The organism is Actinoplanes sp. NPDC049118 (genome assembly GCF_040648555.1).
Taxonomy (GTDB): domain Bacteria; phylum Actinomycetota; class Actinomycetes; order Mycobacteriales; family Micromonosporaceae; genus Actinoplanes.
The window spans coordinates 242,273-257,603 of record NZ_JBEZDY010000012.1 but is presented as its reverse complement, the minus strand read 5'-3'; the positions used below and the strand labels follow the sequence as shown (position 1 = coordinate 257,603).

Below are 15,331 nucleotides of genomic sequence, written 5' to 3'. Positions count from 1 at the left end.
CATCGCTGGCCGACTGGCGTTACTTGATGATGGCCATATCCGGGATCGAAAGCGCGTTCGGGCACCTCTTCTAACCGCGATCCGGGCGTCGGCTGACCTGCACAGCTAACCCAGTGCGCGCCAACATGCCCGGCCGATCGTGCTTCCGGTGGTCAATCGAACGGCTTGGGTCGGCGGATCCGCCAGTCGCCGTGGTCGCGGTGGAAGTCGTAGACGTGCTCCAGCGCAGCCCGCGCTGAGGGCTCGTCCAGGTACCGCGTGCGGGTCTGTTCCTGTGGCGGCACGCAGACGTCGACGATGAGTTCCCATCCGGGTGGCTGGATCACTTGCTCCAGGCGGACCAGCAGCAGCGGCCGGGTGTCCCGGCCTTCCGGGTGCAGCCAGCCGGCTTCACGCAACTGCGGTGCCCCAACACGACGCGCCATCGAACAAGTGTACGACTAGGCTTCATCTGGGATCTGATGTCCCGACCACAACGTTGGGGTGTTCGGTCAGGCTGCCTGCGCGGCCGGCCGGCCCCTGCCTCATCGTCGTTCGCGTGCAGATACGGGCGCGTTCGCGGCGTTGGCCCAGGACGCCGCAGGTTGGGGTCGAACACAGTTCGACGTTTCCTCAGTTCCGCCCGAGTGGTTCCGACAGTTCCTTCGGTCTGCCCATCCCACTCGAGGAGTCACATGGTCCGCGTCCTGGTCCACGGCGGTCTCGCCGCCGCTCTGGCGCTGGGCGGCGCGGTCGCCGCCACCGCCACCCCCGCCGCAGCAGCGGCCCGGTCCTTCGCCAACTGCACCGACCTGAACGGGACATACCGGCACGGTGTGGCACGTAGTGGCGCGCGGGACAAGGTCCGTGGCAGCACGAAGCCGGTCACGAACTTCAAGGTGTCGACCGCGCTGTACAACGCGAACAAGCGGATGGATCGCGACGGCGACGGCGTCGCCTGCGAGAAGCGCTGACGGTGGATACACGAAAGCCGCATCCTCGCGGGGCGGTCCTGACAGTCTGACGCGGACCCACCCGGGCCCCGGTTGGCCCCACCACCGCGAGACGGGCTGCCAGCTCGCTCACAGAAAGTTGCGACCCGGCATCCACGCGCGTTTTCTGCCAGCACGCTCAACTGCCGATGTGAGTGAAACCCTAAATGGCTCGCGTTCACGGCCGTGGCCCAGTACGTTCCGCGCGTGTCCCTCGTTGATTTGCGCAACGGCTTCCGCGACGGGTACCAGCTGCAATCTGTGCAGGCCGTTGTCATGCAGCGCCTGGCTGACGACCGCGAGCAGGAGGAATGCCGCGTTCTGATGAAGTTCTGGTGGCAACTCGCCATGACTTACCAGGAGGTGACGGAGGCAGATCTGGACCGGCATGTCAGCCCCGCCAAGCGGGAGGCAGTGCAACGTCTCATCGACGCCATCAGGCACTCGCCGGACGCTATAGACACGTGGATCGCCGACGTACCGCAGCGATTCCCGCGCATCCGAGACCGCGGTTACGAGGCGTGGCGCACCAATCGCAACAACTGAGGAACTCACTGCGGGCGATGCCCGCCCATGCCGAGAATAGTGCGTTCCGGCGTTGACCTGCAGGCGAGCCAATAGCCCAAATGAGTTTATCGGCGTCAGCATGATCAGGTGGGGTAAGTCAAGACGACTCGAGACGCGGTTGAGCGGTCTGTATCTGAGGTGTGTTGGACCATGGTCATCAACAGAGACGCGGCAATGGAGTATCCGTGCTTGGACACGAGGCTTTGGTAGGTGTCGGCCAGAACGGGCTCCAAGGGATCGGCTGCTGCCTGACGCTCCTTCAAGCTAGCTCGTATGGCGCTTAATACCGACGGCAGCCGATCGGGACGCATCCAACGTTGCGCCATGCAATGACCTAAGAGGATTCTAAGATTTGAACCGGCGCCATTTGCGTCGCTTGTTATTCTAACAAGACCGAGGGCGGCAGCCGAGACCCAACCGTCGATGTCGTCCGGCCCTTCGTCGGCGCGAAGGTTGAGGGCGGAAAATACGAACTCCATGACTTCTGCCGGGTGGGTCCACGCCGTAGGCCGCGCAACAGCGAATGCTGCTCCGCGTGGTTTCCATCGATCCATTGCTGCAGCGAGATCGAACGTGGCGCGATCGAACCCGAGGTCGGCATAAAAGTTGCTGATGAGAGTCGCCTTGATGGCCGAAAGAAGATCATGAGAGATGCGGTCTTGCGTTTGAAGGTAATCAAGGAGATCCACGGTGCCGAATGTTTGCACACCCATGCTGGCCGCCACGGCACGTAGTACTGTGTCATCGCACCAGTAAGATGTCTTCTCGGTCGCCGCCATGTCGAGTGATGCTAGCCAGTCAAATTGATCAGAGCCTTCGCCGAAGTGCCTCATGTTATGCCAAGGTCGCCGTACAGCGTCCCGGAGGATAGTGCACAACTGCGACGACTGGTCGGCAAGCAGGTCGGCCACGGATTGTTCTGTCATGGAGACCTTTGGGCGGCCGGTTACGGGATCCCAAGTCGTCGACATCGTGGAGCGAAGACCAAGCGACTCTTGGCCTCGTGACGCGTCACGGTAAGCCGGGTCGGTCGCCTGAGTTTGTCCGAAGGAGCCGAGGAGAAGGGAACGTGTCTCGGCGTCGAGGAGGACCAGCGTGTGTGCCGCGGTGGTGTCAAGCACTACAACGCGGTCCAACGCGCTTGCTACGGCTTCCCGGCTCTGCGCCTGCTGGGCGGGGTTGTGACATCGGACGAAGCCGGCAGCGCGGCGCAGAGAAACCTCCGCGTAGCTGAGGCCGGTCGCCGCGGCGACTAGTCCAAGGGGGAGGTGTCCGTCGCCGACCTGCGTGAGAATCTCGTTGAGCGCCTCGTAGCGAGCGCGCAGCTCTGGGGCGAGCGCAGCTAGAGGGTCCTCCTTGGAGATCTGCACAGCTCGGAACACAGTGCTGTCCGGGAACCGTTTTGTGTAATCCGCTGTCGCGGCGTGCAGCGCGGCGAGGTCTTCTTCAGACGGGGCAAGCCCTTGACGTCTAAGGCCATGGTAGATCTGCCCGATGAATACGCCTATCAACTGTTCGTCATCTGGCCAACGGCTCATGGTGGATAGGGCGCGGGGGACGAATTGAGTGCTGATGTCGTGTCTAGCCGCCAGGCTGATCCACGTCATTGCATCGTGTCGATCCCTCGGTGGGGTGGGCTCGCCGTCCGGAGTAAGGGCGTTCCAGGCCGCGTCCAAGTCGCCTCGCCGAATCAGAGCGTGGACAAGTGCCCAGCGAGCTTCGGAGGCATGGGGGTCCAACGAGACTAGGACACGTGCTTGTTGAATTGCCTGGTCCCAGGCGCCGGTGTCGGTGTGGATCTCGAACAGCAGGGCCCGGGCGTTGAATTGTCCCGCCCAGCTGGGTCCGCCCATGGTCAGAGCGAGCTCCGCCGTGCGGGTGGCGGCCTCGAGGTCTCCCGCGTCCCTGAGATTGCGGGCAGCCATGAGCATCAACTGCGGGTCGCTCCAGCGTTCGGCACCGGCTTTGAGTACCTCGGCGGACATCCGCTTTTCGCCTCTGTTGTTGTATCGCTCGGCGAGCTTGACTGTTAGCGAAAGGCTTTGCCCGGCGCCGGCCCGGAGCGCTTCAAGGTTCCCGGTCTCGGCGCTCATGGCCTGCTGGACGATGCGGATCTCGCGCATCATGTTCGGGTTCAGGCGCTCAAGTTCAGCGAGATCTGGAAGCTGCGCGCCGAGCTCGGCCAGTCCCCTGACGGCGAGGAGGATGTCGTTGTCATTGTCCGCCGCGTCTAGGGCGACCCGCCATGCGGCGACCGCCTCGGACGTGTTGCCGCGGTCCATGAGCTCCAGCGCTGTGACCTCGGCCGTGACGAAAGGATTGCCGAGTTCTGCGGCCAGCCCGAGGGCTCGCTCATGCTGTCCCGTCGCGGCTGCCAGCTCGGTGGCCTCCCGTCGTAGTCGGGGGTCTGCCGCCTCGGCCTCGGTGGCCTCCCCTTCGGGAGCAGGATTGATGAGAGCGAGCGCTCGAGCAGTGTTGCCAGCCAAGGCGAGAGCTTTTACCGCGACTAGAATCGCTGCGACGCTGTCGCCCAGCCAGGCGCGGCGGGCATTGCGCGCCTTGACGGCCAGAGCTGCCGCCTGCTCGGAATCGGCAAGCTTGTGGACAGTCTGGCCAAAGCGGGCCCGTGAGAGCAGTAGCTCTGCGGCTAGGATCGCAGCTCCAGCGGCGCCATCGATATCGGCGGCCTCAAGCGCCAACTTGATGCTCAAATTGGCGTTTCCGGCTCGTGCCTGAAGTCGTGCGGACAGTTGAAGCCGCAGCGCGATGTCCGGAGGCGACTGTGTGGTCCAGCTCGCCAACGCTTCTTCTGCCTGTGGCCATTCTTCTCGGTGGATGGCGATCAGGCAACGCGCAAGCGGATGCTGGTCTGTGGCTGCTTCCAGGATGCCTGCGATCTCGGGCGATTCGTCGTCGGCGAGAGACATCACCTGGCGTGACCGCCAGTAACCGTCAGGAAATGCACCTCGCTGTACGCCGGTGGCGAACAGTTGGAAAGCGGTCGCTCCCTGTCCGTAATCGGATGCGAGCTCAGCGAGCCAGCACACCGCGTCGGCAGGGGCGTCGGCGAGCCACTCTGGCGGCTGCTTGCCCCACTGTCGTAGCAGGTCGCCACGGCTGCTTGCCGAGACAACCGCCTGTACCACCTGCTCGATCGTCAGCCATGAGCCACGCAGCTCGACTGCACGCTTTCGACGCCAAGGCTGCAGCGTCCGGACCTGCTCGTTGAACACGCCGGATGCCGAGACGCGGCTGATGATGGAGCGCTCGCTTGCGGCCACCGCTGCTCGCGTCGCGTCGCCGTCAGATCGCGTGTGTCCCACCTGCCATTCAGACGCGATGGCGGCCGCAGTAGAGGGGTCCTGAGCGCGCAGGAAGGCAGCGAAGATGAGGAGAAGGACCTTCTCCGCATCGGCTTGATGCTGTTCGTTGTTTCCTCCAAGCAGCAGTGCCAGGCTCAGGACGGCCGTGGCGACCCTCTCGGCACTACCTAGGCGCAACTGATCTTGAACGTCGGGCTGCGCCATCCACCTCCGGAGCGTCTTCCACGAGAGGGTGATGTCGATCTTGCGAGCCTGCCTGGCAACCGTCCATGCGACTCTCCATCGAATCGTTGCTCGCCCGATCAGCCGTGTAACCGGCCCGGCGGCCGACCCGGCGGCCTTGGCCAACGCGGAGGATACGGCGGGTTCCACACTTACTCCCGATGTTCCAGCTATTTGTGCACATCACCGCCATGATCGAACACAAGCGGCCAAACGAGCCCGATCTGGCGTTCCGCGGTCACCCCGAGGCTAGAACATGGGTACGACAAACACGCCTTCCGCAGTCACCCAAATGAGGTGCGCGGCTCTCATTGCCGTTGAACATGCGCCAGTAGCAGTCAAATCGTCACTGGGCGCACTCGCCAGCCCCGGGCCGTCACTCTCCGTCCGAGGTCCACGCTTGCTCGAACTCGGCCTCAGTGATCTCGAAGCGGCTCCAGTCGTCGCCAGAGTCGTAGAGGCTCGCTTCGCCGAGACCGCCATAGCGATCCTCCGAGTGGCTGGGGCCGTAGCGCAGCACGCGGCCGGCGTCGTACGTCTCGACTTGACGCACAGGCCAGCCGTCATCACCGACCTCGAAATACCAGACCGAGTGGCCCCAGTCGGCGAACTCATCGCCTCGGTAATCGGCCCATCGGCGGCGATAGAAGCGATTCGGCATGGCGGATAGAGTACGGTCGCGCGACGTCCTCTTCTGCCGCGGTCCGTGCGTGCCAGTCGCTGGCCGGCACGTCACGGGCCGTAGCCGGACTTCGCTGGTCGGGTATCCGGACATGCCGAGAACAGTGCGCGTTCGAGAGGCATCGACCACCATCCGCCTGCGCGTGGCTTAGCTCGCTGCCATCCTGTAGCCAGCCGGGCGCCTACTTGCCTTCCGGCAGCGATGATGTCGGCGCGATGATGGCGTAGGCCGAGAGCACGTCGGACTGGTCCCCTTGCAGGTAGACAACGCTCTGCTCAGCGGGCAGGTTGCCTAATCCGTTCACCGTCACCGTTCCGTCGCAGGGGATCTCAGCGGCGGCAAAGGCATCATCAGAAGCGCCGGGTCTGCCGCTGCGCACCTCGACTGACAGCGTCTTGCCCGGAGTCGCCGATGTGCAGGCAGCGTGCACCCAGTACTGCTGTCCGGCACGTGCGTCGCGGCGCAGGGTGGTCTCGGCGGCAGGGCGACCGTCCTTCTGGGTGAGCACTCTTCGAGATAGCTCACCGGCGACGACGGGAGGCGGTTTCAAGCGAACCAGTGGTGTGCCGCCGCTGGTAGTAGCCGACGGAACCTGGGACGGTCGGTTCTCACTGTGGGGCGACGCGGCCGGTTTCGGTTCGAGAGCTGGGTCGTTCGTGCATCCCGCGGTAGTGGCAGCTGCTACTACAGCGAAAAGCAGAGCTTTCGTCCGCGATCTTGACATGTGCTCATCATTCCAAGTTGACAGCGAGCCGGTGACGAGCACACTGATCTGCCGCAGATAAGGCGCGTGGCCCCATGAGGCCACATAACGCAGCGTCACGACACGGCGGTCGCCCTCGGCCCCTCGGTAGGGCCAGTTGGAGCCGTGTGGGGCCGCATCAGGCCGTCAGAATCACGCGGGGCTTTCTGCTTGGGCGATGCGGCTGTCTGCAGTTGGTGAAACGCTCAGACGGCGCATCAACCAATGCCGCGAACGTTTGTGGTCAGGCTGGGCAACGGAAAAGGGCGCCGTCGCACCACCTGAAGTGGCTGCGACGACGCCATGGTCTGCGACGGACGGGAACGGGCCAGCGGTCCGCTGCCGTTCGGATGTGGGTGGCGCGGTTACCAGCGGTAGTCCGCGCCCGGGTGCGCGATGTTGATCAGCATTCCGGTGTGGGTGTAGAAGTTCATCGCGCTGAACAGCACGAAGGCGATGCCGCTGATGGTGAAGCACCAGTAGAGCGCGAGCCATGCGCCGCGACTGTGCCCGTGGGCGGCGGCTGGGAAGAGCAGGCAGCCGAGGGCGGCGGGCCCGTACAGCACGGCGGCGAAGAAGGTGTTCTCGACGATCGGCCATTGGTGCAGCAGCCCGGTGATCGGCTCTTCGGCGGGTGCGGAGGAGATGACGTCGAAGCGCACGATCGCGGCGGTGCACCACGTAAGGATCAGCCCGACGCAGAACACGACCAAGCTGGCCGGTGCCAGCAGCGTGGGCAGGCGCTGCTCGTCGACGGGCTGCTTGGTATGTGCGAGGTGCCATGCGGCGGCGAGCAGCAGGACGCCGAGGATCAGCGAGGGTTCGCCGAAGATCGTGTCGATATAGGTCTTCGCGGGTGCGAGCGGGTGCGTGACGGTCATGACGAAGCCGAGACCGGTCAGGACGGCGCCGAGGACACCGAACGCGGCGGCCCAGCCGCGGGGCTCGCCGGATGTGTGGATGAGCTGCAGCGGGAGGCGTTCGCCGCGGAGGGCGGCGAGGTAGCGAGGGACCAGCAGCAGCGCCGCGCCCGCGCAGACTCCCATGAGCGTGTTGTACATGATCATTTGTATGTGTTCTCCGTCGGGCTGGTCATCGGTGCGGGACGGGGTGGGTCCAGCGCGCGGCCGGCACATCGGTGTGCCGGGCCGCGCGCTGGGACGCTGGCGGGCCGGGGCGCGAGTCTCAGTCCGTGGCCGACTGGGTCACCTCGGCGGTGTCGGCGGGTACGGGCGCGGTGACCTGGGTGCGCTCGAACATGCCGACGGCGACCGCGATGAAGGAGAGCAGGACGGCCTGTTGCTCGGCGGGCATGTCGAGGCCGAAGCCGACGCCGAGTGCGAGGCCCGCCTGGGCGAAGCCGAGGATCGCGGCTTGGATGCCGTCGCGGACCAGGAACGCGACGACCAGACCCGCGGCGGCCGCGGCTGCGGCGTTGACGAGGGTCTGCTGGTCGTCGGTGAGGTGCAGCCAGAACGCGGAGAGCAGCTTGACGGCGGCGGCGATCAGGGCGAGCCACAGCGCGACCTCGCGGCCGAAGATCCGGACGGTGCGTGCGGCCAGCGAGGTTTTGGTCTTGGGGGTGTGCACGGTGGTGCTCCTTTGCGGTGAGGTGGTGGAGGCGCGCGCCACCCGAGTCGGTCGGTGGCGTGGCGGATGACGACCGGGTCGGCGGGCAGGCGTCAGCCGCCGACGCAGGACGCGGGCGCGCGGACGGGCCTCGCGTGCGGCCGGTCGTGGAGATGCCGGGATGGGCTCTCCGCCTGGTCTTGGGCGGAGGAATGCGGCCCGGGCGGCGGCTGTTGCCGCTGGCGGGTTAGGGGGCCGGCGGCCCGGGGTCGCCGTGCTGGTGGGCGATCCGCTCGCCGGTGTCGGGGTTGATGCCGTGCCGTATCAGGTGGGCCTCATAGCGGGCGGCACGGCGTAGCGCGTCTTGCAGTTCGTGGCGGGTCGCGTCGAGGGCGGTCAGGGCGTCGTCGAGGTCTTTGTCGACGCGGGCGTCGAAGCGGGCTTGGCGGGTGTCGGCGACCTCGCCGCGTTTGGAGCGCAGCGCGAACCAGCCGGAGGCCAGTCCGACGGCGAGGGTGACGGCCTGTGTGACCCAGAGCAGTTCGACCGGTGGTGCCCCGCTGGCCGTCGTCGTGGCGAACAGCCATGTCAGGGTGCAGACGGTCGGTGCTGTGGCGGGCATCGGTGTCCCCTCCCGACCTGCCGTGCGGCGCTCCGCGCGGTCCAGCACCCGGCGGCGGCGAGGACCGCGGAGAACACGACGGGTTCGACGTCGTGTACCCGCCCGCTCGTGGCGCAGGCGAGGAACAGCGCGGTGGTGCAGGCGGCGTGCCAGGCGACCAGCACGGTCAGGCACAGCCGCAGCGGCCGGTGCCGCCCGGTGCGGACGGCGTGGTGGGCGGCGGCCTGCCCGGCGAGCGCCACCGCGAGCAGTAGAGCGCCGGTGATTCCGGCGCCGCTGGGCCGCCCGGTGCCGCCGACCGCAGCGGCGGCGATGCCGGAGGCGGCGTCCCCGGCGGCGAGGGCGAGCACCACGATCACGCTGAAGCGCCAGACGGGGTGTGGTGGTGTGGGTGGGCGTGCGGTCAGCGCCGACATGGGGGCGTGTCACCTCCTGAGTGGTGTGGTCGCCGGGTTACAGGTGCACGCCCCAGAGGTCGGCGAGCGCGGAGGCCGCCTCAAATTCGGTGGTCATCGCGACGCGGGTCTGTCCGTCGAGGGAGGTGATGCCCTGGTAGGCGATGGTGATGGTGGGGCCGGTGTCGGTGATGTCCAGCCAGCCGAAGCCCTGGATGGTGGCCGGGGCCTGGTGGTAGTAGCCGGCGGACCAGGGCTCGCCCGGGCCGACGGAGCCTTGCTGGATCGGGGCGCCGCCGGCCTGCGGCATCCGGTACGCGCCGGGCGCCGTACCGTCGTCGGCGCACAGCGCATGCCGATCCCCGAAGATCACGTAGGCCTGGACGTCGTTGGCGGCGATGAACGCGTTGAGTTCGCCGAACTCGGTGCCGTAGGACCCCCACCGCCCGGAGGCCGGGTGGTCGTGGCGCCAGTACATGTTCCCGCAGATGATCTTGACGGGTTCCGGGTCGAGGAGCCGCTCCTTAAACCATGCCTTTTGCTCGGCGCCGAGCATGGTCTTGCCGGGGCCGTCGGGGTCGGTCTGCGGGGCGCGGTAGGAGCGGGTGTCCAACTGAATAAAACGGATCCGGCCGATGACCCAGGAGTGGTAGCCGCCGCGGCCGTTGCCCGCCGGCAGCGGGTAGGTGGGGAACACCTGCCGGTACGCGGCGGCGACCAGGGGCCCCGCGGCGGCGGTGCGGTCGGAGGTGTCGCCGCCCCAGTCGTGGTTGTCCCACAGGTAGTTGAGCGGGACCTGCGCGAGGTGCGGCGCCATGCTGGCCGAGCCGAGCGAGGTCATGTGCTGGTTGAGGATGTCGGCCGCGGTGGTGGTGGGTCCCCAGTCGCGGTAGTGCAGGTCGCCCATGTGCACGCCGAGCAGCGGCCTGCCGTAGGGGCCGACGTGTTTGAGGATCGCCGCGTAGGTCTGGTCGGCGGGCACGGTCCACTGGCAGGAGCCGAACCACACGCTGTACGACGCCGGCAGTCCGGCGGGCGGGAAGGTGCGCGCCTGACCGCGGCCGGTGGGCAGCAGTTGCCCGTCGGCTTCGACGCCGTAGTGGTAGCCGGTGTCCGGGGCTAGGCCGGCGATGGTGAGGCGCACGATCCCGTCGGCGTCCGGCTGCGCGGGCGCTGAGGCGAGCGGGGCCGCAAGGTCCGCGCTCGCCGAGACGAGCAGCCGGGCCGTGCTCGCCCCGGACAGCCGGTAGACAGCGCTGAACCCGGTGTCGGTGACGGCACCGGACCACGGCCCGGTCAACAGGGTCGCCGCGGAGGCGATCGCCGGCCAGCCGGTGCGCGAGAAGTCGACGTCGTCGACGACCACGGCGAAGCTGGGCAGCCCGGCGCGGATCGCCCCGACCTGGCATTTGAGTGTGCCGCCCGCGCCGAGGGTGTTGAGGGTCGCCGTCGAGGTCAGGGTTTCGGCGATGCCGCCGTCGCCGCCGAAGATCGCGAGTTGGGCTTGCCCGACGGTGGCGGAGGTGATCAGGATGGCCAGGCCGATGTCGACCCACTGTCCGGCGGTGATCGCCGTGGTGGTGGCGGCCAGGATGGTGCCGGCGCCGTCGCGCAGCTGCAGGCGGCCGGTGTTGATGATCCGGGCCTCGGCGAGGAACGCCCCGCTGCTGTCGGCGAGAACCAGCACCCGCATGCCCGGGGCGTCGGGCGGCAGGACCGGCAGTCGCACCCGGGCGCGGCCGTAGATCTGCCCGGTCGGGGCGCCGGGTAGCGAGGTGCTGCGTTCGGCGTAGCAGATCGCCCCCGAGGTGCCGGTGAGCAGTTGCAGGCAGCGGCTGCCGCGGTAGGGGTTGGTGTCGATGACGGTGGCGCCGCCGCTCACCGGGCCGGTGATGAAGTCGAACCCGGCCGCCGCGGTGAGCACCCCCAGGGGCAGGCCCTCGAATGTCGCGACCGCCATCATGCCGCCCTGGTGGCGAGGACCTGCACGACGAGGTGGGTCCAGCCGGCGCCGGTGTCGATGTCCGCGGTGAGGTAGTCCTCCGGGGCCAGCAACACGAGGTCGAGGGGCACGACCTTGCCGGAGGTGTAGTCGCCTGCCGCGATGACCGGCCGGTTGCCGGGGGTCGAGAAGATGCTGGTGCCGTTGCGGTTGACGTCGATGATGGTGTCGATGGTGGGTGGGCTGCCGACCGAGGCGCGGACGGCTGCGACGAGCAGCGTCGCCGCGGTGTCGTTGTAGAGCCGGGCCCGGCCGGTCGCGGGTGCGGTGGCGGTGCCGGGCACGCTGAGCGGCGGCAGGATGAGCCCGAGGTCGTCGGCGCCCGGGTCGGTGGTGACCATCAGGGCGCGGGGCCCGGTGGCGGCCTGCGCCCACATCCGTTTGACCCCGTCCGGTCCTTGCAGGGGTGGGATCTGTCCGACGGCGCGGCCGCCGACGACCCCGTCGGGGGTGGAGGTGATCGTGGTGGTGGGTTGCCCGTCCGGGCCGATCAGGTCGGTGTGCTGGGTGCCGCCGACCTCGGCCGTCCAGAAGGTGATGGCGATGTCGCCGACGACCTGGGCGAGGTTGTCGATGTCGTTGATGCCGTCGACGGTGGCGAACGTCCAGTCCGAGACGCCGCCGCCGAACGGGAAGCGTGACATGGCGACCTCCCTTTCTAGGCGACAGGCCAGGCGGCCGCGGCGAGTTGGATGTACTGGCCGGTGTTCAGCCCGGTCACGACGAAGTCGAGGGTCACGGGACCGGCGGCTTTGATCCGGACGACGATGTGTGCGCCGGAGCTGCTGGAGATGCCGATGGTCTCGATGTCGGCGCGGGGCCGGAACCCGGCGGGCAGCGTGCCGACCGTGGCCTGCGGGGTGGACACGGCGATGTTCCCGCCGGTGCGCCGGGCGGACAGTTGCAGGAACGCGATCCCGTTGACCCGGTACAAGTGGTTGACGGCGTTCACCCAGCCGCCAGCGAGGGGAAGGCTCGAGGTGCCGCCGTCGTCCTGCATGACCGTCCACACGGTGCCGCTGGATTGGTAGCTGCGGCCGGTGTCGGTCTCGCGGATCTGCCGGCCGGGGGCGTGCGGTGGGCGTGAGGTGGACTTGCAGAGGATCTGGCCGTCGTCGCCGAGGTACCAGGCGCGGGTGGTCAGCAACGTGAGGACGCCGCCTGCGACGCGGACCTCGGCCAGGGGGATTTCGTACCAGTCCGTGGGGCCGGTGCCGACGAACGGTGCCGGGGCGGTGGCCGCTGTTCCGGTGCGCACGGCGGTTCCGACGCGGTAGCCGTCGTCGCGGAACAGGCGCAGCACGACCAGGTCGACGCGTGCCGGGCCGGACAGGCTCGGCGTGTAGACGATCGGGGTCAGGCCGCTCGCCCATGGAAACCCGCGCAACAGCCCGGTGAGGCTGGCCCGGATGATGATCTGCCCGCCGGACACGCTGACCGGCGGTGCGTCGCTGGGGTGGCCGATCAGCCCGTCGGGGGCCTGCGGGTGCGCCATTGCCTCGTACTGCGCCTCGGTCAGGTTGCCGGTCGCGGAGAGCGGGGATTCTTCTGCCATGCGGGTGCCTCCAGCACCGCCCGGGGCCGGGCGGCGCACGATCGGGACGGCCTGGTCCGGGAGCGCCGGACCGGCCTTTACAAGGGAGTGAGGGGCTCCGCCAGGTCGCGGCGGCGGCGACCAGCCGGTCAGGGCCGGGCGGGTTGCACCGTGCGTTCGAGGCGACCGACGCGGCTGTCGATGTCGCGAAGGCGTATGACCCAGGCCGGGTCGTAGGAGGCGGCCTGCGACCCGATGGTCGAGGTGACCACCTCACCGGCGGTCGCGTACGCCTGCAGATGCACCGTCTGGACCCGGTCGGTGACGACCTCGCCGGGCCACAACTCCATCGCGACGGTGCTGCCGACGTCGTAGTGCACGCCGTAGCGCTGCGTCGGGGTGTCCATCGTGGTCGCCGCGAGCCGGGCGGACTGGCCGCCTTCGGCCAGGGCTTCGTCGCCGGCCTTCTGCAGCTCCGCGACGGCGTCGTTACCCGGCCTGCTGACCAGGGTTTCGACGCGTCCCCACGCGGCGACGGAGGCGGGGTCGGTGCGTTCGAGGACGAACCGGTCGGCTCCGGCGCCCTGCCCGCCGACGATCGCGGCGCTGACCTTCGACGACTCGACGGTGTAGCCGACGTACTTCACGTTGCCGAGATCGAACGAATACCGGACCTCGGCGGAGCGGTCGTCGGGCCGGTACACCTCGAACAGGATCTGCCGGTCGTCCTGCCGGGTCCGGAAGCCGAGATCCCCGCCGCTGGCGGCGGTGGTGCGCAGCACGTCGGTCACGACCTCGAGGCGGGTCTTGACCGTGACGGTGGAGCCGATCCCCGCCGTCGCGCCGAGGACCAGCTGCGGCACCCGCCGCTCGGGCAGGGCGCGGGGTCCGGCGTTGAGGTCGACGAGCGTGCGCATCGCCTGTTCGGCGTTGCCCGTGAACGTCCACGCCTCGACGTCCTGCTGGTCCGGGGCTTTGCCCGGGTTGGGGTAGGTGATGCGCCCGGCGATCCAGGCCAGGTCGTCGGCGAACGTGACCGTCAGCTTGCCGTCGCCGCCGTTGGCGCCGTCGTCGGAGCGCTCGTACAGCCGCTCCTCGATCGGCCCGGCCAGCAGCACCCGGCCCGGGTAGTCCACCGCGGGGTCGGGGCCGCGGATGACCACGACACGGTTGCCGGTCTGCATCTGCTCGCGGATCCACGGGCTGCCGGGCATGACGGCCTGTCCGCTGCCGGGCTGGTTGAACCGCAGGCTGACGTCGATGCTCGTCCAGCAGACGATCGGGTCACCGACGATGGTCAGGTTCCGGTCGGTGACCAGCAGCGTGTACTGCATTACGCCCCCTCGAAGCGGGGACGGAAGGAGAGCGTGAGCGTGGTGCCGGTGCCGGCTCCGGCGACCGACAGGTTGACCGGATTCGGCCCGGGGCGCAGCGGCCACAGCAGCGCGCGCGGCCACGACAACGCCCCGGCCAGGGGCTCCCCCGCCGGGCCGCGCACCGTCGGCCGGTTCGTGGTGATCGTGACCGTCTGCCCTGCGGCGAGGGGGTAGGTGAGGGTGAAGCCGCCGCCAGCGCCTGGGTTGGTGGCGGTGAACGCGCTCGCCGGGCCGGTGAGTTGCCAGGTCGGCCAGGCGTCGACGTCGCCGGGGTTGTCGATGGTCATGTCGCCGAGGACCCGTGACGTCGACAGCGACGGGTACGGGCGCAGGAACGGCCGCCCAGGCGAGTAGTCGTAGCGGTAGGTCAGCGGCTGGGTGGCCCGCCAGTAGCCGTCCGGCGCCATCAACGTCAGGACCGGGGTCGCGGACACCCAGTTCTGGCCCGGTTCGCCCCGGAAGCCGTCCTCGTACCAGCACTCGATCTCGCGCGCGTTGTCCTCGCCGTCCGGGCGCGCGACCCGCAGAATCCCCGGCGCCCGCCGATGCGTGGTCATCGTGAACGCGCGCATCAGGTTCCGGTACCGGGTCAGGAACTGCAGGTGGGTATCGCCGTGGATGTGCAGCGGCCAGGTGATCCGGCGCGGCTGCGCGCGGACAAAGCGGACCTCTTCCCCGCCGCGCGACAGCGGATCGGTGACGAGCTCGACCGGGGTCGCGCCCCATCCGGCGATCTGATCAGTGGTGAAGTACCCGAGCTCATCGTCGGTGTTCGACAGCTGCCAGACCTGACCGTCCGGGTCGGTCCAGGTCGCGTCGATCGTGCCGATGTCCTCCGACCACACCTCGAGGTCGTCAACGGACGGGACTTCGGGACCGGCGACAAGGTTCGCGCCGACGGACAGCGGCATCGCATCCCCCCTCGCCCTGGGTCTGCGGACCGGAACCGAGGCGTGAGGGTTACTCCCCGTGGCCAGCCGGAGGGCCAGGCGCAAGTCGGGGTCGCTGTCGGCCAGAAGGAGCATGTCCCCACGGGAAGTCCTGCGAGGGCGGCCCCTGCGAGGTGACCCCAGAGTCGACCGCGATGCCGCGTCGGACGCGGCGGCCGCCGTGGAGTTCGTGGAGCTAAATGCGCCGCGGACACGGAAGCGCATCGGCCCTGAAACCGTTGGATTCCGTTGCGACATGCCGCTGTCGGTGGGGCCAGCTCAACTCGGCCGCTGCGAAAGGGGAGGCTGGCGCAGGTGCACGCAGTCCGCGTCAAACTGACGGAACGGTTGACGCCACCGGTCCTGCCATGCTGCCGGCCTTTGACGAGTTGGCCGC

At 68.4% G+C, this 15,331-nt stretch carries 15 protein-coding genes; 2 read left to right on the top strand and 13 right to left on the bottom strand.

Annotated features, from left to right (window positions below):
• Window positions 1–152: 152 nt before the first annotated feature.
• Window positions 153–425 (bottom strand): hypothetical protein, encoded by a 273-nt coding sequence (locus AB0B58_RS21020; RefSeq protein WP_360225783.1) that lies wholly within the window; start codon window positions 423–425, stop codon window positions 153–155.
• 249 nt (window positions 426–674) lie between these two features.
• On the opposite strand from AB0B58_RS21020, the gene AB0B58_RS21015 reads away from it, so the two are divergent.
• Both AB0B58_RS21015 and AB0B58_RS21010 read left to right on the top strand, forming a co-directional pair.
• Window positions 675–953, top strand: a complete 279-nt coding sequence (locus tag AB0B58_RS21015) for an excalibur calcium-binding domain-containing protein (RefSeq protein WP_360225780.1) — start codon at window positions 675–677, stop codon at window positions 951–953.
• Between the two features lie 225 nt (window positions 954–1,178).
• Window positions 1,179–1,517 carry a hypothetical protein gene (locus tag AB0B58_RS21010; RefSeq protein ID WP_360225777.1) on the top strand — a complete coding sequence of 113 codons (339 nt, stop codon included), beginning with the start codon at window positions 1,179–1,181 and terminating at the stop codon, window positions 1,515–1,517.
• Window positions 1,518–1,621: 104 nt separating this feature from the next.
• On the opposite strand, the gene AB0B58_RS21005 is transcribed toward AB0B58_RS21010, so the two are convergent.
• The 12 genes from AB0B58_RS21005 to AB0B58_RS20950 all read right to left on the bottom strand — a co-directional run bounded on the left by AB0B58_RS21005 (window position 1,622) and on the right by AB0B58_RS20950 (window position 14,916).
• Complete coding sequence (locus tag AB0B58_RS21005) at window positions 1,622–5,233, bottom strand: PIN domain-containing protein (protein WP_360225774.1); 3,612 nt, start codon at window positions 5,231–5,233, stop codon at window positions 1,622–1,624.
• A gap of 226 nt (window positions 5,234–5,459) precedes the next feature.
• Window positions 5,460–5,744: a hypothetical protein gene (locus AB0B58_RS21000; RefSeq protein WP_360225771.1), complete on the bottom strand. Its 285-nt coding sequence runs from the start codon at window positions 5,742–5,744 to the stop codon at window positions 5,460–5,462.
• Between the two features lie 202 nt (window positions 5,745–5,946).
• Window positions 5,947–6,273 (bottom strand): hypothetical protein, encoded by a 327-nt coding sequence (locus AB0B58_RS20995; RefSeq protein ID WP_360225768.1) that lies wholly within the window; start codon window positions 6,271–6,273, stop codon window positions 5,947–5,949.
• Between the two features lie 599 nt (window positions 6,274–6,872).
• Entirely contained in the window at window positions 6,873–7,568 is a 696-nt protein-coding gene (locus AB0B58_RS20990) for a DUF981 family protein (RefSeq protein ID WP_360225765.1), read from the bottom strand.
• Window positions 7,569–7,692: 124 nt separating this feature from the next.
• A complete protein-coding gene (locus tag AB0B58_RS20985; RefSeq protein WP_360225762.1) occupies window positions 7,693–8,097 on the bottom strand; it encodes a hypothetical protein in 405 nt (134 codons plus the stop codon).
• 226 nt (window positions 8,098–8,323) lie between these two features.
• Entirely contained in the window at window positions 8,324–8,698 is a 375-nt protein-coding gene (locus tag AB0B58_RS20980) for a hypothetical protein (protein WP_360225759.1), read from the bottom strand.
• Window positions 8,665–9,114, bottom strand: a complete 450-nt coding sequence (locus AB0B58_RS20975; RefSeq protein ID WP_360225756.1) for a hypothetical protein — start codon at window positions 9,112–9,114, stop codon at window positions 8,665–8,667. The genes AB0B58_RS20980 and AB0B58_RS20975 overlap by 34 nt, the downstream gene beginning before the upstream one ends.
• A gap of 37 nt (window positions 9,115–9,151) precedes the next feature.
• Window positions 9,152–11,053: an alkaline phosphatase D family protein gene (locus tag AB0B58_RS20970; protein ID WP_360225753.1), complete on the bottom strand. Its 1,902-nt coding sequence runs from the start codon at window positions 11,051–11,053 to the stop codon at window positions 9,152–9,154.
• Window positions 11,053–11,739 (bottom strand): hypothetical protein, encoded by a 687-nt coding sequence (locus AB0B58_RS20965; RefSeq protein ID WP_360225750.1) that lies wholly within the window; start codon window positions 11,737–11,739, stop codon window positions 11,053–11,055. Before AB0B58_RS20965 ends, AB0B58_RS20970 begins: the two co-directional genes overlap by 1 nt.
• Window positions 11,740–11,753: 14 nt before the next feature.
• On the bottom strand, window positions 11,754–12,650 hold the full coding sequence (locus AB0B58_RS20960; protein WP_360225747.1) for a hypothetical protein: 897 nt from the start codon (window positions 12,648–12,650) through the stop codon (window positions 11,754–11,756).
• Window positions 12,651–12,778: 128 nt separating this feature from the next.
• Window positions 12,779–13,963 (bottom strand): siphovirus ReqiPepy6 Gp37-like family protein, encoded by a 1,185-nt coding sequence (locus tag AB0B58_RS20955; protein WP_360225744.1) that lies wholly within the window; start codon window positions 13,961–13,963, stop codon window positions 12,779–12,781.
• Window positions 13,963–14,916, bottom strand: a complete 954-nt coding sequence (locus tag AB0B58_RS20950) for a phage distal tail protein (RefSeq protein ID WP_360225741.1) — start codon at window positions 14,914–14,916, stop codon at window positions 13,963–13,965. Before AB0B58_RS20950 ends, AB0B58_RS20955 begins: the two co-directional genes overlap by 1 nt.
• Between the last annotated feature and the right edge of the window lie 415 nt (window positions 14,917–15,331).